The following is a 24,690-nucleotide window of genomic DNA, read 5'->3' as shown; positions in this document are numbered from 1 at the left end:
CAATATCAGCGATTGAAATTAATGAAAATAACTTAGATAATATAGGAGCAGATGCCTATAATATCAACTTAGATTCAGATGAAAATACAGAAATCTTGTCTTCTGAGTCTTATATAGATAATGAGGAAACATTATTATCTGATGTTTCAAATTATGAGGAAACATCATCCCCTAATGAGGAAATGAATAATTCATTAGGAGAATTAACTGAAACTAATACTGAAGATTCTGATGATGAGGAAAATGATGATTTGGAATCTTTGGCAATGGAAAATGAGGAAAAAAGCACTTTAAATTCAGAAAATGAAAATAATCAAGATTCATTAAGTGCTTCTAATTCTATTAATACAGTTATTACAGTTCAGAGCACCAATGTTTGTGTAGGCTCTGAAATAATCGTTTTCTTAAAAGATGCTAATGGAAATGCTCTTGCAAACAAGAAGCTAACATTAACATTCAACAATGTACATGTATATGACAGAACTACTGATTCCAGTGGTAAAGCAAGCTTAAAAATAAGCTCTGGAAGCCCTGGAAACTACAACTTTACAGTTGAATTCAGCGGAGACTCATCATATGGTGCTGCAAAAAAATCATTTACAATTACACTTATTAAGCAGAATGCAACCATTACAATTCAAAATCCTAAAATTGATTTAGGATCTGAAATAAATATTTTCCTAAAAGACAGTAATGGAAATGCTCTTGCAAACAAGAAGCTAACATTAACATTCAATAATGCTTATGTGTATAATAGAACTACTGATTCCAGTGGTAAAGCAAGCTTAAAAATAAGCTCTGGAAGCCCTGGAAACTACAACCTAATAGTTGAATTCAGCGGAGACTCTCTATACAATACAGTTAAAAAATCAGCTACAGTAACTATCAATAAGCTGAATGCAACATTAACTATATTAAATACTACTGTAATTCGTTACAAATGTGTATATGCATACTTAAAAGACAGTTCCAATAAACCTGTTGCTAACCAACAAATTAGCATAACCTTTGGAAAAAACACATATACCAGAACAACTAACTCTGCTGGAAAAATTGGAATGCAAATCAATGCATATCCAAATTCATACGAAACAACATTTAATTTTGCAGGAAACTCTAAATATGCTGCAACAAGCAAATCAGTAACAATTAAAGTATTGACAAACGTAGTGGCTTCTAGCATAACTATAGTAAATAATACTGTTTTGCATTTCAAATGTGTGTATGCTTACTTAAAAGACAGTTCCAATAAGCCTATTGCTAATCAGCAAATTAAAATAAGCTTTGGAAAAAACACATATACCAGAACAACTAACTCTGCTGGAAAAATGGGCATACAAATGACTGCAAGCCCAGGAACATACTCTGCAACATTTAAGTTTGCAGGAAATGCCAATTACTCCTCATCAAGCAAATCAGTTTCAATAACCGTTTTGCCTAATGGTGAAGGAGGAAGTGGAAATAAGATTACACAAAAAATTATTGTTATAGATACAGACATCATATATAATTCCAAAAAGGATACAAAATATATGAACGACATTGCTTCTGTTCTCCGTTCTAAAGGATATAAAGTCATTATAGGAGATAGAGATCCTAATGCACATTGTACTGATATAGACTTTCACTCTGAAGTATGTGTGCTTTGTCTCTTTGGTGGTACAGATGCTGGAATGTTTGTGGGTATGTCTTCTCGATGGTATCAAAACAAATTAAATACCTATAACAATAGAGTAGTCTTAGGATTTGAAGTTCCTCCAGTTATTAAGGATTTGGCAACATGTACATGGCTTCCGAGAGCACATGACGATGGTTATAGTCCACCTAACTTTACTGGATTAGCATATCCTGGAAGATATTTAAATGAACATGGTATGGATTATGTTTATGGAAATTCCGCTACTGAATTAGCTAATAACTTCCTTAAATATGCTGTAAATGGTTTAAGCATAGGAATGAATAATCATATCCCAATTTATTAGCAGATCTTTAAAAAAAAACTAGTAATTAAATAAGTAAATCATCTTTTTTAAGATATTTACTTTCTTTTTTTCTTTTTTATAAATTAATTTTAATTATACTTTCTTTTCTTTTTTTATATTTTAATTTAATCTAACTTTCTTTTATTTTTAATTAATTAATTTTAATTTTCTATTTTTTTTTAAATTTAATCTATAAAATCTTTTCTTTTTTAAAAATTAATTTTAATTAGTTTTTATAATTTTTTTTATGATTTAATTATTTATTTTTTTAATATTTGCACTTTATTTTATTCATATTGATTTTTATAAAGAGATAAATAGTTTTTCTTATTTTTAAATTACTAATAACTATTAATATTAGAAAAACCATATATTTAATTAGTATTTAATGAAAAATGATATTTTTAAAATCAATTAATTTGAATTATTCAATTGATAAGAATTGGTGAAAATATGTTTTACAGTACTATAATGAAAATTGATTCCATTGATAGATTAAGAGACATTAGAGATGCATTACTAGTTGAACAAGGTATTAATCCTACTAGAAATGGAGAACAAGCTATTAGAGTAGTAGTTGACAGAATCGATGAGATTCAATCTACTTTAGATAAAAGAACTTATACTATATAGATATTATTAAATAATTTTTAGTTAATTTAGGTTTTACAATGTCAATTTCAGTTATTAGAAGCAGGAGAAGATTGATACATAGCAATTCATATAAACCTCCTCATTATCGAAAGAATAAGAAAGCGCTTGCTAATTCTCAAGCTGAAAGAGCTCAAAGAAATAGGGATAAAAAGAGAGCTAAGTTAGATAAGCTTAAGAATAAAAATAAACCTAAAGCTAAAAAAAGACCTAAAAGATCTAAAATGCCTTATAGGTTTAAGTATTATCAGTTCCAGGATTATACATATAAAGAGGAACTTGAAGATTTGGAAAAATTGGAAGAAATAAAATAATTATTTTATTTCTTATTTTTTTACTTTTTTTTTTACATTTTTATTATTGTTAACTATTTTTTGAAATTCAATTTTTTCAATTTTTGAATTAGATTTTTTCTGCAGAATTTTTTTTATTATTTTGAGGATATAATTTTTAGATTAATTCTTTTTAATATTTTTATAATTTTGAAATTTCATTTTCCTGAAAATTTTTTATGATCAAAATTTATTTTTAATTTTTTTAAGAAATTTTTAAAATTTCATTTTTTCTGAAAAAAATTTATGACAAAAAATTTGAATTTTCATTTTGACAAAATTTTAAAAAAAATTCAAAATTATTTTTTTAATTTTTTGTGAAAAAAATCGATTTTTCATTTTTCAAAAAGAAGCATTTTTAGGCCATATTTTGATAAATTTTTTAAAAATTTACTTCGTTAAACTACAGTATAACGAACTAAAAATTTTTTTGTAAAAATTAATGTTCTAAACTATCAAAAAATAACAAATTGATGTATATGTAATCAACACATTTTGGTATTTTAAAGCATTTTTGAATTTTTCACCATTTTTTCAAATTTTACACTTGAAATACAACTAAAATTAATTTTCCTGAAAAATTACAAATTCAGTTTTAATTTATAGGAATAGTTCACATATTATAGAACTAATTTATTGATTAATGTTTATATTATAACAAACAATTGGTATTGATACAAATAAATTTTGGATTATTTTATTTAAGTCGAACAGTTAGTGATTATAGATACAATTTATAAATGTTAGGTTGAAAATAATTTTATTTTACTCGAATAGTTTGTATTAATAAATACTAATTTTTTCGCTGCCAATAATTTTTAAAAAAAGTTTTATTATATTAAAATTATTTGTTTTTATTGAAACAAAATTTATTGGATTTTATAATTTTTTGATCTTCTAATTAACAAAATTTAAAATTATGAATTTTCTTAAAAAGTAATACTTTTATTTAAAAAAGTATTATTTTTTAGTAATACTAATTTGTTTATTTTTATTACTTTTTAACCCCATAATAGTATTACTTTCAACCACTTTTAGTATTGCTTTTTAGATTTTTTTAGTATTACTTTTTGAAGAATTTTTATTATTTTTGATAAAATTTCAGTAATACTTTTTATAAAAAAAGTAATAAATAAGTAATAAAAATAAGTAAAAAAGTATTATCAACATTAATTCCCATAATTAAAAAAATTGAAAATTATAGAATTTATTAATTAATAGCTGAGAAAAATATCGGACCTAATTAGAAATGAAAATCACCTATTTTGAACCATATAAAAAACTTAATAAAAATAGAAAAAATAATAACTACATATACATCAGTTTGTTACAAATTCATATTTTAAGCATATAGATAAAAATTATAATAGATAAAGCCAATTAAAATAGAAACATAGTCAATCATATTTAAAAATAATCATTATCTTTTAAAAATAGTTTACCATATAGAAACAAATTAAAAATTTTAGATATTTTGAAAAAATCAATAAAAAAATTAAAGAATAGTAAAATAAAAATTATCTAAATTCTATTTTACCATTATTATTAATTAAAATTCCTTTGCCAATCATTGAATCAATCACTACAGTGATTTTATTGGAAGTCTTTTTGGAAGTTGATCTAAAACCTAAAGTTCTAGAGACTGTTTTAGCTAATTCCGGAACTTTTAATGATTTTTCAAAACTCATTACCAAGTCAATAGTCTTTTCTATTTCAACTTCAGAAATTAAATCAATATTAGGCTTGACTCTTTTTCTGACTTTCACAGAATCATAATCGATAAATAAGAAATCATTTTCTCTAATAAGAAGATTATGAGATTCATTACGGTCAATTGACTCTAAAATAGTGTTTTTAAATTTAGTTCCTGCACGGGATAAACCGCAGCTTTCCCTTAATCGACGAATAACAGTATCTACATGAACTGGATCTTCAGCAGCTACAATATCCATAACAGCTGTTGCCAATTTCTTCTCATCATCATAGATTTCAGCAGGAGACTTAATGATCACATCTTCAATTTCCTTATAATCTTCAACATAATCACTTATTTTACCAGATGGAGTCAATCTAGTATTATCTACAGCACTAAGAACATTAGCTTCCTTGATTCTTTCATCTTCCAATTCCTGATAATCTTGACCAACATCAGTGATAATATCTTCAAATTCATCATCATTGAGATCTATCTCATCAATATCAACGTATGCCTCTGATTCAATGTCTAATTCATCAATATCAATGAAATCATCATCAGAATATTCGCTTTCAATAGGGTCAACTGAACTAGATGGTTTTATAGAATCATCATCTTTAATAATATCTGAAAACTCATCTCTAACCGGTTGAATGCTAATGTTTTCATGATTTGCAGGAGAAGTGATTGGAATTATAGGTTCAGATTCTTCTGCATAATCAGTTTGAGTAAGTTCTTCTAAAAATCCATCGTTGATAGACTCATCTGCATAAGCATCGCTGGAAGATGCATTTGTATATTCCTCAATTTTATCTAAATATTCATGCTTTTTTGAAGTGAATAATGAATCATAACTATCCTCTGGAGTAATTTGAGTATTGCCTTCAATAGGCTCTACGATTGTGTCATATGGATCTTTATAGAATTCATCATCAGCTGAACGGTCAATAACATAAACCATTTCCCTTTCTGTAGGATTTTCAATTTCATCCATAGAAGCTTTAAGATAAAGCATTTCATTTTTAATGCTTGAAACCTTTCCTGCAAGTCCATTTTGATTTATATCATTATTTCTTGGATATTGAACAGCATTCTTTTTAAGAGCGTTATCTATTCCTACTGCACTATAATAATAAGGGCTTTCTGGATCATCTATTTCTTGAACAGATTGTGCATTTGCATTTGAATAATCCTCTTCGATAGCTACGTTTTCTGTTCCATCATAATCCACGGATTCAGCATCCTCATAATACTCTTCATATTCATCATCACTTATTGGAAAAATATAATCTCCATCATCGTAATAATCTGGATTATTATGTCTTCTTTCTGCACTTATAGGAACTATAACATCTGGAGAATCTTCAAAGATTTCTTTTTTACTTATTCTAGAAGTCCTATTTTCATTCATATTTTCATTACCTTTAGAGTCGTTATTTTCCAAATCTTCATTATTTATTTCTCTGATTATGTCTTCTGATATATCTTCTATACTATCATCAAGACTTTCATCATCAATGTTCTCTATGATATCCTCATTAATATTTAGTTCATCTTCTTTATAAAGATTTACATTTTCAGCTAAATCTTCATCAATATCTTCAATAATATCTTCATTTTCTAAATAGATATTATTGTCTAAATCTTCTTCATCTAAATAGATATCTGCATCTTCATCATCGTCATCAAAGATATTTACTACTGGAGCATTTTTCTGGTTTTCAGAATCTTCAAATGAGTCTTCAATCAGTTATTCTAAGGAATCTTCTATTGGTTCCTCATTTAGTTCTTCAATGAATTCGTCTGTAGAGTATTCCATTGAATCATCAATAAATTCATCAGTAGGTTCTTCCATTAAATCTTCAATTGATTCTCCTGCTGCTTCTCCAATTGGCTCTTCTATAAAATCTTCAATGAATTCATCAGTAGGTTCTTCCATTAAATCTTCAATGAATTCTTCTTTAGAATCTTCTATTAATTCTTCAATTGATTCTCCTACTGGTTCTTCAATTGGCTCTTCTATAGAATCTTCAGTTGAATTTTCGATGAGAATTTCTTCATCAATATCAGCATCTATTTTCATTTCATCAATAGTAGCATTTTTATTATCTTCAATGAAATCCTGTTTTAGATGATTTTGATCAATAGATTCTTCTTGATGATTATCTGACTTTTTATTAGCAGATTCATCTTTATTAATGCTCTGATTTTTATTTGGGTTTTGAGCATCAATATTTTGAATATTATTAACTAATCCATCACCAATATTTCTTAATCTATTCATTAAAGATTTTGCTCTATTATGATTATTGTTTTTTCTTGTATTTGAATAGTTTTTAGGTTTTTTAGAAGGATTTGCCTTTTGTTTTACATTATATTCTCCTTCAAGAACATTTGCTTTAGAAGAAGTATGTTCTTCAACTGCTTTTTGATTATTATTAGATTTTCCTTCAAATTTAGAAGAAACATCATCCTTAGATGAATTGAATTTAGTTTTATTTTGATGATTTGATCTAATTCTTTTGTCTTTTTTAGGTTTTCTATTATGGGATATTTTAGCCTTATTTTCTTCCTTTTTAATAGGGTTAGGTTTAATACCCTTATCTTGTCTATTAGACTTTCCAGGTTTAATATCCTTATCTTGCCTATTAGACTTTCCAGGTTTAATATCCTTATCTTGTCTATTGGACTTTTTAGGCTTAATATCCTTATCTTGCCTATTAAACTTTTCAGGTATGTCCTTATCTTGCCTATTAGACTTTTTAGGAGTAATGTCCTTATCTTGCCTATTAGACTTTTTAGGAGTAATGTCCTTATCTTGCCTATTAGACTTTCCAGGTTTAATGTCCTTATCTTGCCTATTAGACTTTTTAGGACTAATGTCCTTATCTTGTCTATTAGAATTATTATGATTAATATTTTGTTTAGATTCTCTATTAATAGAAGGAACAGATATTTTATCTTTATTATTTTCCTTTTTTACAGGATTTGGTATAATCTTAGGTGTCTTTTTAAAAGGATTTTTAAACTTAATTCCTTTAGATTCCTGTTTAATAGGTTTAGAATTATTCTTTGTATCCTTAAATTCCTGTTTAATAGGTTTAGGGTTCTGTATAATATCTTTAGATTCCTGTTTAATAGTTTTAGGTTTAACAGATTTATGTTCTTGCATAATAGAATTATTAGATTTGATATTTTCTTCTATCTCCCCATTACTATGAATGTCATCAGATTTTGATGATTTATCAACATTAGCTATGAAATCCTCATCATCATCTTCTAAATCATCAATGAATAAATCATCATCTTCACCATTATCTTCATCATCATCTTCTAAACCATCAATGAATAATTCATCATCATCTTCACCATTATCTTCATCATCATCTTCTAAACCATCAATGAATAATTCATCATCATTTTCGCCATGATTTTCATCATCCATTTCATTATCCAATTCATCATCAATGGAAAATTCTATTTCTTGTTTAGATGAATTCTTATTTAATTCTTCATCAAATCCTGCTAAATATTTGTTGATTAAAGCTTCTTTTTGCTTTTCTTCAGGTGATTTCTCAACAATGACCTCTTCTTCATCATCAGAATCATCATTGTCTAATTGTTCCTTCATTCTTTGAATATTAGCTAAATCATTATCAACAATATTAATATCAGTAGGTTCAACATCGAATTCATTTTCATCAAATGAATCATTATCATCACCATTATCATCATCCTCATCGTCATCTTTTCCAATAATGACAGTTGTCACTGGATTGATTTTCATAGATTCAACATCATTGATCTTTTTCTTCAATTCATTTACCTTAGTATTGATAATGGTTGATTCGATATTTTCCAATAGCTTAGCCCTTGCCAAATCCCTATTTCTATACCAATCTGTAGACCAAATATGATAAATATTCCATCCTAATCCATTTAAGACCTGTTCTCTTAACCTATCCCTATCTCTAGCAACTTTACTAGATGCATAATTGTGGCCGTCACATTGAATACCTAATATATATTTACCTGGATTGTCTGGGTCTATGATAGCTAAATCTACCCTAAATCCAGCACAACCGACCTTTTTATCAAGTTCATAGCCATTTTCCTCTATGAAATTATATATAGCGTCTTCAAATGGTGCCTCATCATAATCATCCTCTTGAACATTATAGTTCATAGATAGGTTTTCAGCATATTCCAAAAAGCTTTGAAGAGACTTTACACCAAATGGAGGATTAGCAGTCAAATGAATATCATGAGCTCTAAAGTTAGTGAATACTACACATTTCTCTCTTGCTCTTGTAATAAGCACATTCAAACGTCTTTCTCCTCCGTCCTGATTTAATGGACCGAAGTTTAATGACATTTTTCCTTCTGTATCATAACCGTATCCTACACTAATTAGAATAACATCTCTTTCGTCTCCTTGAATTGTTTCAAGGTTTTTAACGAAGAATCTTTCTTCCTTTTTATCAGAAAAGAGTGGTTCAAACTCTGGATGTGACTTTCTTTCTATCTCCAATTCCTCTAAAATTGCATTCTTTTGTGCAACAGAGAAGGTACCTACACCTAAACTCTTTTTGTCACCATATTTTTCAAAGTGCTTAAAGATTGCCTTAACGACATCCTTTGCTTCCAGTGGGTTAGCGGAACCTTCCCCTCGATGATATGCAGTATTAGGGTTGTAATGGAACTTAAAACCTAACTCTGGGTCATTATGGGATGGAGATGGATAAACCAATAGCTCATTATCATAGAATTCCTTATTTGAAATATTGATCAATGATTCATGACGACTTCTGTAGTGCCATTTTAGCATTTTAACTGGGAAAGACAATTTACATAAATGCAATATGCTTTCCATATCCAATGCAGTAGCCACTTCCTCACCGCTTTCACTGTCAGTCATTTGGTCAAAGAAGCTTGTAGGAGGCAATTGTTGAGTATCTCCCATAACAACTGCAGTTTTTCCTCTCATGAATGCACCTAAAGCGTCTTCAGGCTTTACCTGACTTGCTTCATCGAAAATTACAACATCAAATTGCAATTTAGGATTTGTAGGATCAAGATATTGTGCAATTGACAATGGGCTCATCATAAATACTGGCTTGATTTTCTTAATGGTTCCTCCAGCCTTTTCAAGAAGGGTTCTAACTGGCAAATGGCCGCTTTTTCTAGTAAACTCTCCAGCTAATATCTTAGCTTCAGGGTCATTTGCAGCACCATATATCTTAGGAATTTGACTGTTAAGCTTATTGAATATCCTTTTTCTGTTAAGATTGATAATCTTTCTATCCAAATCCTTAAACTCTTTTATCCGGTTTTCATGCAGCTCTCCAATGAATGTAGCTAATGCATCATTCTCATTAAAGACAATATTAAGTAGGCTGTCAGCAAAATTACCATATACCAAAGGCTTTACATCATCCTTTTTGATGTTTCTCTTTTCAATTGTCTTAATGAATAATGAGGCAGGAGAATTCATACAGGCCTTTTTGGTATTGGAATATTGTGACCATAAGTGTAAGCTTGACAATTGGCCTTTCCATTTATTCAATTGCAATTCCCATTTATCAAAAGGAACATCCTCAGTTTCCCTTTTAAATATGATTTTGCTTCTTGGATTTAATTTGGATTCCAATCTTTTTAGATTTTCATAGAATCTATTGCCCTTTTCAACATACTCTTCTATTCCGCTATCTATATTTGGACGGAAAAGGTCATTGGAAAGCATCTTTACAGTATTTTCACTAAAGGTTCCATTGGATAAAAGGTATACAAACTTATTCATCCAATTAGCAACCTTCTTCAAGTCATCAGGATTGGCATTTTCACTCCATAAATCTCCAAAGTATGCCTTGCCTAATGCTTCATTATCCTTGAGGCTTTGTCTTATCTTAATGTGATTGCGAACCTTAACCAAATCATTTAAGGCTTCCCTATCGCTTGGGACATTTCCTTTATAAAGTTTATACAGTTCATCCTTATGGGAATTACCTCCAAATAGGCGGAATTTCTTATTCAAGCCCTTTTCCAAATCAAAGATGATGCTGTCTAAGTCTGCAATCAATAGATAATCGCTGAACTTATTGAATAATCCAGAAGCATGCTGATAATGCTGGAGCAATTTGATTAGTTCCAAAGATTTTCCAGGGTCATTGAACCAATATCTGCTAAGCAAAATGGAACTGTCCACTAAATCAACACTTTCACTGTTTAAAATGTTTAGTGCAGTGATTGAATCCTCATATTCCTTTAAGGTGTTTGGGATTTTGATTCCATATACTTCATTGATTATGTTCATTTCAAACCTAAAGTCACTTAATGATTCTAAACTGTCCCTAATCAATAATTCAATTTCCCTTAAGTCTCCAGGAAGCAAGCTTTTTGGATTGCAATAGCTCCAAGTATTGTTCTTTGAAATGGTAGAATATAATTCTGCCAAATTCTCTAATGATATTAGTATATCATCCAAATCCTTCATAGTCAAATCTTCAGCATTATTGAATCTGACTAAAGGCAACATTCTGCTTTGACGTGAAAAATAATCTTCTGAAGACTCTTTCATACCATATAATTCAAATGGACTTAAGCGTACATTAGCAATAGGCCTATGAATGATTTCAGCATATTGATCCAATTGATCACGTAGGTTTTCAAGCTTTCTCAAGGTTTGGTCTAGCTTAAGGTCTCTTGTTACCCTTACATTAGTTGACTTCTTAAGGTTTTTCAATAATTGCTTTCGTCTTGTCTTATGGGAATGCAATTCCAATACGAATTTTCCAAGCCCTACACTATCTAATCTGCTTTTTACAACCTCAAGTGCAGCCATCTTTTCACTGACAAACAGCACTGTCTTTCCTTCTGCAATCAGTTCTGCAATTAGGTTTACGATAGTCTGTGATTTACCTGTTCCAGGAGGACCTTCTACAACAAGGTTATGTCCTGCCTTAACGTTTTCTATAGCTGCAATTTGTGAAGAGTCAGCATCCAATACCTGATACATTGTCTTATAGTGTAGCTTTTCATCAACATCCTCTTCTTCAAATGTATCTTCATAAACGTTTTTGCTTGGATTGAAAATAGCTTGAATCAATTCATTTTTAGTTAAATCAACATCTTCACTCCAGCTTTCAGGATTCAAGTCATTATACATTACAAATTTGGTAAATGAGAAGAACCCTAAAGCCACATCATCCTTAACATCCCATTTGCTAAATGGACTTATGGCTTTTTTAACATCTGCTAAATAATGATTAACTCCATCAATATAGGAAGTTTGTTCAAATTTAGGCAATTCTATACCTGCTTCACGCAATTTAGCCTGAATGGATATGTTATTTTGAATATCTTCACCAGTCCAGGATAATGAGAATGAATTTCCCACTTTCTTACGTTCCAAAATCACTGGAATAAGAATAAGTGGAGCCAAGTTCTTTTGTCTTGGTTTCTTTTTGTCAACCCATTCAATAAATCCAAGAGCTATATAGAGGATATTGTAACCCTGTTCCTGAACCATGGTCTTTGATTGTTGGTCAATGTAAAACAGTCTTTTCTGAAGCTCAGTTGGTGTTAAATCTGCCTTTAATGTTTTATCAGCTTCAGAGGATAGGAATTCTCTTGTCTGATCTATAAAGGCATGAGCTTTGGATTTTTTAGTCTCTGCCTTATTAGGAGAGAAGTACATTTTCTTGTTTTCTAAAATAAGGACCTTATATGCATTCATTGGTGATTGATTAATGATACTGAGATTCCTATTTCTTGCTTTAAAGTTAAGAAGAGGGTTTCTTAAAGTTAAATCCAAGAGTTCCTTCCTTAGATTCTTAAACTCCTTCTCAATATCCTTATTTGATATAGTGTTCTTTTTTGATGGTGTTCTGAATTGCATATTATTAATCCCTTATCGAATATAGTTTCGAATTGAAAAAAAAATTTTGATTATAATATATTATATAAGAATTATATAAGAATTATATAAAATATGTGATACAATATTATTTATATTTATAGTAATTTATAAAGTTTTGTAAATAGGATTTTTTATTTTAAAACTTAAATTAAATCAAAATTAAATATGATAGGATTTTATTAAATATAAATTGTTTTCAACTGATTTCATCAAATATTTTTAAAAAAATTTAATTAGAGACTTTTTTTAATTAATTTTAAGAAGTGATAAGTTAAATGAATGAAATTTAAGGAATGTGTGGAAATTAAATTTTAATTGTTTAATAAAATAAAAACTTTTATAAACCTTATGAAAAATATTTTAAATTATATATAAAATTAAATTAGTTAATATTTGGAGATTAAAAAATGGAATATAAATCAAAATTTGGTTTTGGATGTATGAGATTGCCTTTAACTGATAAGAATGACCCAACTAAAATCGACCAGGAACTGTTTAATGAAATGGTTGACCTTTATATGGAAAAAGGATTTAACTACTTTGATACATCATATGCTTATCATAATGGATTCAGTGAAGTGGCAATGAGAAAAGCAATAGTTGAAAGATATCCAAGAGATTCATTTCTTATATCTGATAAAATGCCTACATGGGCATTAACAAGTGAAGATGATAATGATAAATTCGTAAACACAATGCTTGAAAGACTTGGAATTGACTATTTTGATGTCTTTTTTGTACATAACATAAATGTCCCATGGCTTAAGTTAGCTGAAGAGCATAATACCTTTGAATACGTAAAGAATATGAAAGAAAAGGGCATGGCAAGGAAAATAGGAATCAGTTTCCATGACAATGCAGAATTGCTGGAAAAATTCCTTGACAAATATGCAGAGCTTATTGACATTGTTCAATTAGAGCTTAACTATCTTGATTGGGAAGATCCTGCAATTGAAGCCCATAAATGCTATGACTTATGTGTAAAGCATGACCTTGATGTCTATGTAATGGAACCTTTAAAAGGTGGAGTGATTGTAAACCAGCCAGAGCATATACAAAATGACTTTAAGGAGTTTGATGACAGCAAATCAATTGTAAGCTTTGCAATGAGATTCTGTGCATCACTGGAAAATGTCAAAATAGTATTAAGTGGAATGAACAAGATGGAAGATTTGATTGACAATATCAATACATTTGAAAACTTTGTCCCATTAAGTGAAGAGGAGAAAAACTTCTTGCTTGAAGAGGCAGATAAGTTAAGGGAAGACCTTGCAGTGCCATGCAGTGAATGTGGATACTGTCTTAAAGCCTGTCCTTTAGAGATACCTATTCCTGAATATTTCAGATTATATAATCATCATAAGGTACAGCCTGAATCAAATATCTATAGATTGTACTATGACAAATTAGGTGATGAAAAGGTTCCTGCAAGCGATTGTACACAATGTGAAACCTGTATAGACTACTGTACACAAAAGATCAATATTCCAGAAGAATTGCAAAATCTTTGCCAACATTTCCAAGAAGGATTCAGTCCTTATGGAAAATAAGAATTTTCTTGAAATTATAGACATAATTTAAGAAAATGCATGAATAATAAATTGTTCGTATAATTTAATTAAAATAAATTAAATAAGTATTTAAGCAAGTTAAGTATAGTTATAAGGATATAAATTATTATATTTTTAAATAAATAGGAGGAAAACTATGAAATTAAAAAAATTTGCGATATTTATATTCCTTTTTTTATTAGTCTGTTGTGCTAATGCAGTTTATGCAACATCAGACAATAATATAATGGAATTAGATCAAAGTGATTCTATTGTCCCTTTATCTGATGGGGATGATGGTACTGTACCACAAGATGGAGGAGATTCAACTGGTGATGGAAATGGTACAGATGATGGAACAGGTACAGGTGACGACACTGGCACTGGAGATGGAACAGGTACAGGTGATGACACTGACTCTGATGATGTAACTCCATCAACAGGCACTGGCAATAGCAGTAGTGGAGGTTCTACTACAACCACAACCCCAACAACTACTACAACAAGCACTTTAACACCATATCAACAATTTACTAAAGACTTAAACAATGGTGTAAAAACAATTTACTTAACTGGAAACATGAAAATATCAAAACCTTTTGATATTAAATATAAAGTAGTAATTGATGGTAAAGGCCATTACATTGATGCACAAAAGAAAACTTTTATATTTAAAGTATATAGTACATCAGTAACATTTAAGAACATATTCTTCAAAAATGGTAAATCCGACAAAGGAGGAGCTATTTGGGGATACAAATCTACTGTAAATCTTAATAACTGTACCTTTGCAAGCAATAGAGTTACAGACAGTGGAGGAGCAATATACATGTACTGCGGTACCTTAATATTGCTAAATCTACCTTTAAATATAATTTTGCTCTTAATAATGGAGGAGCGATTTATGTATCTACCGCAAGATTGGTCATTAAAAACTCCAAATTTGCAAACAATAAGGTTCAAAGCGGAAAGAAATTAGGCCACGGTGGTGCAGTAAATACATATAAAGGATCTTCATACATTGCAAAAACAAGTTTTACAAGCAATATCTGTAATTCAACTGCTTTGAAGAAACATTCACAAGCTACTAAATACCAATTTGCTGGTGGAGCAGTTTACTACTACTTAGGTTCAAGCCACACTTTAACTGGATGTACCTTTATCAGCAATAAGGCTTCTAACCATGGTGGTGCTGTTTACGCATGCAAACCAAAATTAATGAAAGTCTACAACACTACATTCAAATACAGCAGAACAATGTTTGAAGATGGTGGAGCTATGACCTTCAACGGACAAAAACTTATTCTTAACAAGTCCACATTCTATAAGAATTTAGCTTATGAAGATGGAGGCGTAATGGACAGTTGCAGTTTAACCACTAAAAAGATTAATATTATAATAACTGGATGTACATTTAACGCTAACACTGCATATAAAGGTGCAGGAGCATTTTGGATTGGTAAAAAAACCATATTCTCCTTGTATAACAATAAATTCATTAACAATCAATCGGGAATGGGTGGAGCAATACTATCTGAAGTAGGTGTTGTAACAATCAAAAAAATGTCTATTCCAAGGAAATAAAGCTAAAAACATTCCAAAATGGACTGTAAAGACTAAAAGCGGAAAAATCTTAAAACACTATGGTGGAGCAATAATGATTCAAAAACAGAATGTAAAAATCGTAAGTTGCACATTCAAAAAGAATTCAGCTGCTCAAGGAGGAGCTATATACCACCAAGGTGGAAAAATGACTTTAAGTGCTAATAAATTTTCTGGAAATGTAGCTAAAAAAGGTGCAAAAATCCAAAAAGCATAAAAAAGTTATTATTATGATGTATCAATCTCTGACCTATTAAAGGTCGGAGATAAATTACTCATAAATAAAATTATTAATAATGTAATATTTTTAAAATAAATTTATTAAAAAAAATTAATTAAAAACAACTATTTCTAAAACAATTTAAATTTATCTATTTGAACTAGGTTTTCTAAAACGATTTAATTTAATCATTTTAAATTACTATTTCTAAAAATAACAATTAAAACAATTAGAAATTTAACTCATATAAACTAAATAAAGGAACATCACCAATATTTAGTTCCAAATCAACATCTCCAACATATTCAAATCCATTTTTTTTTCAAAGAGTTTTTTAGCAGGAATATTATCTGGAACTATATTTACCCTAATAGATTCATATCCTTCTTCTTTTGCCTTTCCAATGGAAAATTTGAAAATTTTAGAAGCAATGCCACATCCTTGCATTTCATGATCTATTGCTAATGCATGTATAACCATATATGACTCTTCAGGAAGATCTTTGCTCCATTTTCCTTTGCTATACTTCCCTTGGGACTGATTGTTTAAAACAAATGCTCCAATAATTCTTTTATCATATATGCAAATATATTGTGATTTCTCTTTAGTCATTTCCATTACGCTATCTATAGATGGATAAACTTGATAAATCCAGCGAGGATAGTTAATATGCTCATCTAAATATTTAACAATATTATCATAAAATTCGCCCGTGCAAATAATCTCTTCATCCTTACATTTTCTTATTTGCATTTTATCATCCTTGAGAAATCATTAAAATTCAAAAATATTGCATATAAACCAAAAATAAAATTAGAAAAATAATTGATAAAAAAAATTAAAAAAATAGGTAAAAAAATATAAAAATAAGATATTTTTATATTTATTCTAAGCCATTAATGACTTCTGTAATTAATTGGATTGTACTTTCTACATCATCTAAACTTGCTACACTAACAGTTGTATGGATGTATCTAGTAGGAACAGATAATACACCAGTTGGAATACCTTCCCTTGTAAGATGTATGGAAGTACCATCAGTAGTACCTGCATCACTTACTTCAAGTTGGTATGGAATATCCTTTTCATCTCCAACATTTGTTAAAAGGTCTAAAATGCATTTAGGAGTCATGATTCCTCTACCGCTTGCATCGATAACAATAAGAGCAGGTCCTTTTCCAATTACAACAGGAGCTTCATCTGGTTTGATTCCTGGATGGTCACCAGATAAGGTTACATCAAGAGCAAATGCCATATCCGGATTTAACTTATAGGAAACTACTTTTGCACCTTTTAATCCTACTTCCTCTTGGGTTGTTCCTACACCATAAACGGTTGCCTTGGAATCAATTCTTTTTAAAACTTCAGTCATTACAAAACAGCCTAAACGGTTGTCTAAAGCTTTACACATAACTAAATTATTTGGGAATGCTTCAAACCATGTTTTAAAAGTGATTGGGTCTCCAATTCTAACCATTTCTTCAACTTGTTCCTTATCTTTTGCTCCAATATCAATAAACATTTCATCAAAAGGAACAACTTTTTTCCTTTCTTCAGGTTTAGTGACATGAGGTGGTTTAGAACCGATTACACCAGTAAAGTCTCCATTTCTAGAATGAATAACTACAGTTTGGTTCATTAGCATTTGGTCATTAACTCCACCTACAGTTGAAAATCTAATAAATCCGTTATCGTCAATATATCTTACCATTAAACCAATTTCATCCATGTGTGCTGCAAGCATTACTTTTGGTCCCTTTTTGGAAGAACCTTTTTTGGTAGCAATAAAATTACCCATTGCATCTATTTCTATTTCATCCGCTACATCTTTTAATTCCCTTTCAAGGATTCCTGCAATGTTTTCCTCATGAGCAGAAATACCTGGAGTCATACAAAGTTCTTCGACTAGTTTTATTTCTTTTTCAAAAGACATTTTTTTCACCTTATATATTATATAATTAGTTTCATAAGTTTATAAAAGTTTCTTAATTTATCAACAATCAATAAACCATAAAAAACTTTTAATAATCTAATATTCTTTTATAATTTGATAAATATGATAAATGAATATGATAAATCAATCTTTAAAGAATGATTTAAATGAATAAATCTTTAAATGAATAAATCTTTAAATGAATAAATCTTTAAAGAATGATTTAAATGAATAAATCTTTAAATGAATTAATCTTTAAAGAATAAATTTAAATAAATAATATTTAAATGAATAAATCTGCATTTACAAAATGCTTTCATATTCTGAATAGTGATTAATGTTAATCAATTCACTAGGATTATCCTCTTCAATGCCATAGAAATCAAAGCCATCTGCAAAGATTTCCCGCAATATTGGATTTAAATTGTCATCCTTATCCTTAATGTATTTAATCAGTTCTTTTCTATCTGCAGCAAAAGGCATTCCTAATCCTTCAGCTGTATCCAATTTTCCTATTTCAATTCTTCTTAAAACAGAAATGGTTCTTTTAGGATTTTTTGAATTTAAAAGAGTTTGAATAATATTGTTAAAAGTCTTTGTGCTTACAGTAGGCTGGTCTCCAGTTACACATAATGCAAAATCAGAAGATAAGTTTTGCAGACCATTTAATAAAGAAACAGAAAGACCTACATCAACAGGATCATTTTTAACAATCCTTATTCTATCATCTTGAATATTATGAATAAAAGGCAATATTTCCTCACTGTAATGACCAAAGACCACGATACATTCATCGATATTGTCAGTATTCAACACATTATTGATTGTTGTTTCAATGACTGTACTTGAATATCCTTTAGAGTTTAATGGAAGTGTAAGCTTATTTTGCAAAGGAATATTCAATTCTTCCTGATCCCTTCTCATTCTAGAATTCTTTCCAGCTGCTGTAATCACTGCAGAAACTGTAAGCATAATATTACCTTAAATTATAATTTTGACTAAATAAATATTAATTTAAATTTAACAATAAAACTCAATTTTATTTTAATGGAAGCACGAAATACAATAAATACAAATAAATTATAAATACAACTTAAAGAGTTGTATTAGTTTCATTTGTGCTGTTTGTGCTGTTTACATGATTTTTTGGAATCATTTCATAAATTTTTGAATGAATTTCCATACCAGTACCTGATCCTTCAGTCCACATCACAATTTTAATTGGATAATCAAGAGTGTTGTTGATTTTGATTCCAGTTGAAGGACTGTAACCATAAAGCACTGCATCACGTCCAGAGTCCATACCAATAGGCAATGAAAATCCTAATGACATAACTGCTTCTCTCAATGCTCTTGCTGGAGGACATACACCGTGAGTTGCCATTCCAGATTCAGCATGAGCTTCTGGAATTGCACTGAATCCGATTCCCTCTCTTCCACATCCATAGGTGTTTGCAGGGATAACTGTTCCATTCCATGCAAGAACAAATTGCTTAGCATTATATTCCCTATTTGCATCATTGTATTGTGGGTGAGAATCTAAGTAGGTATAAGCGCTTGAAACTTCCACTTCAGTGTAATTCTGTTCATATAAAATAACTGGTGAACCGCCAGGATATTTAACTGAATATTTATATGCTTCAGGGAATTTTTCCCTTAATTGGTCTGGAGTTATATAAGACCTGTTATCATTAAATCCATCAAGGCAGAATTCTACAGTGTATCTTGAACCTTGAGGACATGTATTATACCAGTATTTGATGTTTTCAACACTAATAACATGACCTGGAATAGTGTCATTTGTCATGGTATGTGGGTCAATATGGCCTGTAGTATTATTGGTTTTTGCATTAACAATAGCGATTGCATCTGGAACGATTTCAAGTTGGGTATAAGGGGTGTTGAAACCATATACCACTTCTCCAGGTGGTGTAACTGTAATCTTATCTGTATCAACAGTGATATATCCTGGACCTTCAAATTCCTCAACTATACCCTCATTGTCTACGCTACCGTTAAGTATTTTTGATGGAGGAGTAGAAACTGCTCCTGTAGCAATATCAAAGAATGCATCTTCAATATTCCCACTACTAATTTCTTCAGCAAGTGATCCCAAATTAGCGACTATGGGATACTTATTAATTTTATTCTTATCAATAATATTGTCTCCTGCAAATACAGTGGAACCATTATCATACTTTGATATTTCAGACATATCTTGATGTTGTGTTCCAGTAGTTGCCATGGAAAGAGGTATTAGAATAATGATTATTACAATCAATGCCATAAATACCTTAAAAGAATTTCTTCCAAATATGCTATCTGAACTAATACTTACACTTCCTTATGCATTTTAAATTAATTTTGTAATTATATATAATTTTTAATATGAGTTTAATTTTTTAATCCTAATTTCTTACAATAAGAATCAGAATTTAATATGATTTTAATTATTTAATCCTAATTTCTTACAATAAGAATCAGAATTTAATATGATTTTAATTATTTAATCCTAATTTCTTACAATAAGAATCTGAATTATTTTTTAATATTTTAGAATATCTTCAAATAATAGATATCCTTATTATTTACAGGAATCACAAATGGCTTTAAGCCTATCCTGTATTTTAATGATGTTTTCTTGGCCGTTTCCTCCAATTAGTATGGCAGGATCATGTGAAAATTCTGCTACAAAAGCAATGACTTCATCAAGATTATTGGCTATTTCAACTCTGCCATTATAATCCAAGCTATTCAATCGGTATTTAGCTTGGTCTAAAGTATCTTCTAAACCTGGGAATAGAATGATTGCTTCAGGATTAGCATTGACAACTTCATTTAGAATATCAAATCTGTGATTCTCATTGTGTCTTGGAGTTCCAACAAATATTGCTGTAAAATCAACTTCCTCTAAAATTGGCTTTATAGCATCAGAATTGTCTGATTTTCCAATGTATATTTCACAATCATTTAATTTTAGTACTTCTAAACGGCCTTTAACAGGTTTAAAAGTTTCTAATGTGTTTCTTATTATATTTTCATCAATTTCAAAATAATTTTGATTTATATAATTGCATAAAGCTTCACTAAGGCCTGCATTCAATGCATTGAATCTGCTAAATAGGTTTATGTCATAATCTGTTTCACAATATTCTATTGCTGATTTGGAAACTTCAATGAACTCTTCCTTAAATAACTGATTTTCATTAAGGAAAATTGTCTTATTTGCAAAGAACTCCTTTAAGGAATCCCTATAGCCTTCCATTGATCCATGAACATTCATATGGTCATTACCCATATTAGTCAATGCAATCAAGTCAAAATCAAAGCAATAACTGCAAAAACCTACGGTCATATCACATACTTCAACAAGCAAAACATCATAGTCATTGTCTTGAGCTTCAAGGATAAGGTCATAGTAACCTTCAAATCCACCTCCACCATTTCCTCCAACCAAGACATTTTTACCTGCATTTTCAAGGATTTCCTTAATCATAGAAACTGTAGTGGTTTTTCCATTAGTGCCGGTAACTCCTATTGTGAAAATATTCCTATGTTTTCCATTAACATCACAAAGCAGTTTGCCAGCTTGCTTATAATGTTCTGCAATTTTGCTTCCCCAAATGCTTGGACTTAATACAACTGCATCACATGAATCAACTATTTCTTGATTATTGAATCCTAAATCAATTGATAGATTGTCTTTAGTGAAACTGATTCTATCCTTATCTGGTGAAATATCAAGGTTTGCAAGGGATATTGGAAGATTGTCAAGATTGATATTGACATTTAAATCACTTGCATAAACTTCCCAATTGTGTTTCAACAAGGAATTTAATGCCTTTTTACCTTCTACACCTAATCCAATTACTGCAGCTTTCATGATTTTCACAAGATAAATTTTTTAGATAAATTCAATAAAAAGTTATCAAATTTATATGAAACTATATAAAGAAAATATAATAATTTATAGTAATCCATTATATGTATTATGTATATTCTAATTAATAAAAGTTAGTATAATGTAAAATTAACTTAATTGATAATAATTATATAAAAAATTGAAAAAATGATTAAAAATAAATCAATTATCTAATAATTTATAAAAATATTTCATTAACGAAAATTGAATAAGGGATAATTTAATAGATTAGGATATGGAAATTATAAGTATCTCAAATCTAAATAAAAATATGCTATAAATAAGAAAAATAAGAAAAATAAGTTAAATTAGAAAAATATGATAAATGAAAAAAATAAGAAAAATAAGTTAAATTAGAAAAATATAAAATAATTAAAAAAAGAAAAAAGTAAGTGAAAATTAAAGTTCTATAATTAACTCAATAGGAGCATGTTTAGATCCAGCAACATCACTTAATATTTCACAGGATTTTACTTTATCTTTTAATGATTCAGAAACAAAGAAATAATCTAAACGAGCACCTTCATTATTTTCACGTGCTTCCTGATTTTTCCAGGAAGTGAATTGTTTTTCTTCGCTATTAAATAATCTGAATGCATCAACAAATCCGAATGATTCTAATTTATCTAAGATTTCTCTTTCTTCAGCTGTAAAAGTGACTTTAGTATCTAAATCTGCAATGTCTGCTTCATTATGAGCTACATTAAAGTCTCCAGCTATGATAATATCATTATCTTTAGCATTTTCTGCAAAGGATAATAAATTTTTAAGATATTCTAATTTTTCATTTAATTTAGCTTTAGTTCCAGTTCCTGCAGGAGCATAGAGATGAACCAAACTGAAATCTTCAAAATTTAAAACTGATGCTCTTCCAATTGCATCACTGGATCTAATGAAAAACCTTCTGACAATTTTTGGTTTTTCTTTGGTAAAGCTTGCTAATCCTCCAGTTCTAGCGCTTTCCCCTTTTAAGAAATAGCTTTCATATCCAGATTTATCCAAGAATTTCTTATCCATTTTTTCATATGATGTTTTTGTTTCTTGGAATAAAACAATATCTGGTTCCTTTTCTAAAACAGAATCTACTTCTTTGTTTTTTATACGTGTTCTAATACCATTTACATTCCATGAAATAATCTTTAATTCACTCATTATTTTGCTTCCTAAAACTAAATAAATAAAAAAATAAAATATAATTAATTTAAATTTTGAAAAATTAATTTATTAATAGGGTTTACCGTTTATAAAATTACTTACAAACAAATATAATATTAATTTTTAATATAATATAAACTTATTGTAAAAATAGGCCAATTTTTCAATATTTTTTTTACTTAAAATAATTCTTATTTGAAAATTATTTAATGAAATTTTTCCATTTCGAATATTGTTTTTTAAAAAAGATTTTTATAATGAATAATAATTCATAACTTTAATATATTATAATGAATAAATAAGTTATTAAAAATACATGATTGAACTTACTGGTGATTATTATGGATTATACTATTGAAGACAACTTAAAAACAGCAGAAGTTTTAAAGGAAAAACTTAATTTAACTAGATTGCCTGTAGCCATTAAATTTTTCAATGATGAAAGTGAAATTCCAGAAGGAATTGAAAAAATAGGAGAAAAGCTTAGACACTGTGAAATGGTTACAAAAGCAGCTAATGGCGATGTATTCTACTCAACCGCAGAAGAGCAAAAATGTAAAGGAGGATCCAGTTCAATGGGATTGGAAGAGCTTCCTCCAAAAATAGCATCTGGTGAATTCTATTATAACTTAGGCAGATTTGATAGTGTCGAAACTGCTAAGACCGTAATTGACAGCATTCCAAGAAAAGATGAACAAAGCTTAGGAATCATCTATGCACCTCTTGAAAAGGCTAATTTCATTCCAGATGTTGTTGTAATCATTACACTTCCAAAATATGGAATGTACATCACTCAAGGAATTGTATACAATAATGGTGGCAGAGTCAACTCAAGCTTTGCAGGTATCCAATCATTATGTGCTGATGCAGTAAGTGCTCCATATATAAGAAATGAAGCAAATGCAACCTTAGCATGTAACGGCTCAAGAGGATATGCTGGAATCGTAGATGAAGAAATAATCTATGGATTAGCTCTTGACAACCTTAAACCATTATTGGAAGCATTTGAAAATATTTAAATTAGTTATATATTATTATAACTAATATTTTTCCTTTTTTAATTATTAATCAAAACATATTTATCTAAAATTCTTTCATTTTTTGGTGGTGTAAAATTTTATAGGCTTAAAATCATTTTTCAATTGCATATTTATAATTAACTATAAGTTTTTATTTTTAAGCCTAAATTTTTCCACATACTCCTTTTTTTTAATGTTTCTATTTTTTTGTTTATTGTTGGCTATGATTTTTTTGCTGAAAATGGATTATATTGATTTTTATTTAAGGCTTTATTTTGCTTTATTTTGGCTTTTATCTAATGTAAGCAAGTGCTTGCATTAGAAAGACTTTATATACTAGTTTTAACACAATATAATTGATATCATTGAATTTTTAATAAATTTTTAATTTTAATTTTACTTAATTTCATATTCGATGGGATGAGATTTTTATGGATTTTAAGTTTGCATTTTTTTATCACTTATAATGTTATTTTTAACATTAGGGGCAGTTTCATCAGCGGATATTGATGGCATTGCTTTGGATGATTCATCTAGTCTAGTGATGGGTCTTTGCTTGTTGATTCTTGTTCAAAAATCATTTCTTCTGATGGAGATGATTTTATTGGTGATTCTCAGCAGGTTCTAAGCTATGGGGATGGAGACCTTGAGGGTCATGATTCATATGTATCTGTTAAGGATAGCAATGATAAGTTTTCTGAAGATAGTGT

Annotated in this window: 15 protein-coding genes and 2 pseudogenes; 9 read left to right on the top strand and 8 right to left on the bottom strand. The window is 29.1% G+C overall.

Going from position 1 to position 24,690, the window contains the following annotated elements; all coding sequences use genetic code 11:
- From QZV12_RS12055 to QZV12_RS12045, 3 genes are all read left to right on the top strand, one after another.
- A partial coding sequence (locus QZV12_RS12055; RefSeq protein WP_295622277.1) for an Ig-like domain-containing protein occupies nt 1–1,982 on the top strand: 1,982 nt, incomplete at its 5' end.
- 453 nt (nt 1,983–2,435) lie between these two features.
- Complete coding sequence (locus tag QZV12_RS12050) at nt 2,436–2,615, top strand: hypothetical protein (RefSeq protein ID WP_295622276.1); 180 nt, start codon at nt 2,436–2,438, stop codon at nt 2,613–2,615.
- A gap of 38 nt (nt 2,616–2,653) precedes the next feature.
- Nucleotides 2,654–2,947, top strand: coding sequence for a hypothetical protein (locus tag QZV12_RS12045; RefSeq protein ID WP_295622275.1), 294 nt, complete (start codon nt 2,654–2,656; stop codon nt 2,945–2,947).
- Between the two features lie 1,535 nt (nt 2,948–4,482).
- Here QZV12_RS12045 and QZV12_RS12040 read toward each other — a convergent pair.
- Nucleotides 4,483–6,105 carry a DUF3320 domain-containing protein gene (locus tag QZV12_RS12040; RefSeq protein ID WP_295622274.1) on the bottom strand — a complete coding sequence of 541 codons (1,623 nt, stop codon included), beginning with the start codon at nt 6,103–6,105 and terminating at the stop codon, nt 4,483–4,485.
- Between the two features lie 306 nt (nt 6,106–6,411).
- Nucleotides 6,412–12,558 (bottom strand): DUF4011 domain-containing protein, encoded by a 6,147-nt coding sequence (locus tag QZV12_RS12035; RefSeq protein WP_295622273.1) that lies wholly within the window; start codon nt 12,556–12,558, stop codon nt 6,412–6,414.
- A gap of 428 nt (nt 12,559–12,986) precedes the next feature.
- On the opposite strand from QZV12_RS12035, the gene QZV12_RS12030 reads away from it, so the two are divergent.
- The 5 genes and pseudogenes from QZV12_RS12030 (at nt 12,987) to QZV12_RS12015 (ending at nt 15,948) form a co-directional block, all read left to right on the top strand.
- Complete coding sequence (locus QZV12_RS12030) at nt 12,987–14,129, top strand: aldo/keto reductase (protein WP_295622272.1); 1,143 nt, start codon at nt 12,987–12,989, stop codon at nt 14,127–14,129.
- A gap of 157 nt (nt 14,130–14,286) precedes the next feature.
- Nucleotides 14,287–14,958 (top strand): annotated as a pseudogene (locus QZV12_RS12025) (pectate lyase-like adhesive domain-containing protein); the annotation flags it as partial.
- Nucleotides 14,955–15,020, top strand: a pseudogene (locus QZV12_RS13760) (hypothetical protein); the annotation flags it as partial. The pseudogenes QZV12_RS12025 and QZV12_RS13760, both read left to right, overlap by 4 nt.
- 30 nt (nt 15,021–15,050) lie before the next feature.
- On the top strand, nt 15,051–15,713 hold the full coding sequence (locus QZV12_RS12020; RefSeq protein WP_295622270.1) for a hypothetical protein: 663 nt from the start codon (nt 15,051–15,053) through the stop codon (nt 15,711–15,713).
- Nucleotides 15,714–15,786: 73 nt separating this feature from the next.
- The gene (locus QZV12_RS12015) at nt 15,787–15,948 is read left to right on the top strand and encodes a hypothetical protein (RefSeq protein WP_295622269.1); all 162 of its coding nucleotides are present in this window, start codon (nt 15,787–15,789) and stop codon (nt 15,946–15,948) included.
- Nucleotides 15,949–16,227: 279 nt separating this feature from the next.
- Here the strand turns inward: QZV12_RS12015 and QZV12_RS12010 are convergent, their stop codons facing one another.
- The 6 genes from QZV12_RS12010 to QZV12_RS11985 all read right to left on the bottom strand — a co-directional run bounded on the left by QZV12_RS12010 (nt 16,228) and on the right by QZV12_RS11985 (nt 22,958).
- Entirely contained in the window at nt 16,228–16,704 is a 477-nt protein-coding gene (locus tag QZV12_RS12010) for an N-acetyltransferase (RefSeq protein WP_295622268.1), read from the bottom strand.
- A 130-nt stretch (nt 16,705–16,834) separates the two neighbouring features.
- Nucleotides 16,835–17,884: a M42 family metallopeptidase gene (locus QZV12_RS12005; RefSeq protein ID WP_295622267.1), complete on the bottom strand. Its 1,050-nt coding sequence runs from the start codon at nt 17,882–17,884 to the stop codon at nt 16,835–16,837.
- A 303-nt stretch (nt 17,885–18,187) separates the two neighbouring features.
- A complete protein-coding gene (locus QZV12_RS12000; RefSeq protein WP_295622266.1) occupies nt 18,188–18,856 on the bottom strand; it encodes an NTP transferase domain-containing protein in 669 nt (222 codons plus the stop codon).
- Nucleotides 18,857–18,977: 121 nt separating this feature from the next.
- The gene (locus QZV12_RS11995; RefSeq protein WP_295622265.1) at nt 18,978–20,171 is read right to left on the bottom strand and encodes a hypothetical protein; all 1,194 of its coding nucleotides are present in this window, start codon (nt 20,169–20,171) and stop codon (nt 18,978–18,980) included.
- Between the two features lie 297 nt (nt 20,172–20,468).
- Nucleotides 20,469–21,767 carry a Mur ligase family protein gene (locus tag QZV12_RS11990; RefSeq protein WP_295622264.1) on the bottom strand — a complete coding sequence of 433 codons (1,299 nt, stop codon included), beginning with the start codon at nt 21,765–21,767 and terminating at the stop codon, nt 20,469–20,471.
- Nucleotides 21,768–22,205: 438 nt separating this feature from the next.
- The gene (locus tag QZV12_RS11985) at nt 22,206–22,958 is read right to left on the bottom strand and encodes an exodeoxyribonuclease III (RefSeq protein WP_295622262.1); all 753 of its coding nucleotides are present in this window, start codon (nt 22,956–22,958) and stop codon (nt 22,206–22,208) included.
- Between the two features lie 344 nt (nt 22,959–23,302).
- On the opposite strand from QZV12_RS11985, the gene QZV12_RS11980 reads away from it, so the two are divergent.
- Nucleotides 23,303–23,980 carry a DUF169 domain-containing protein gene (locus QZV12_RS11980; RefSeq protein ID WP_295622260.1) on the top strand — a complete coding sequence of 226 codons (678 nt, stop codon included), beginning with the start codon at nt 23,303–23,305 and terminating at the stop codon, nt 23,978–23,980.
- Nucleotides 23,981–24,690: the final 710 nt, after the last annotated feature.

It is taken from the genome of uncultured Methanobrevibacter sp., from assembly GCF_902769175.1.
In the GTDB taxonomy this organism is placed as follows: domain Archaea; phylum Methanobacteriota; class Methanobacteria; order Methanobacteriales; family Methanobacteriaceae; genus Methanobrevibacter.
The sequence above is the reverse complement of the archived record's forward strand: the minus strand, read 5'-3'. Positions and strand labels throughout refer to the sequence as shown.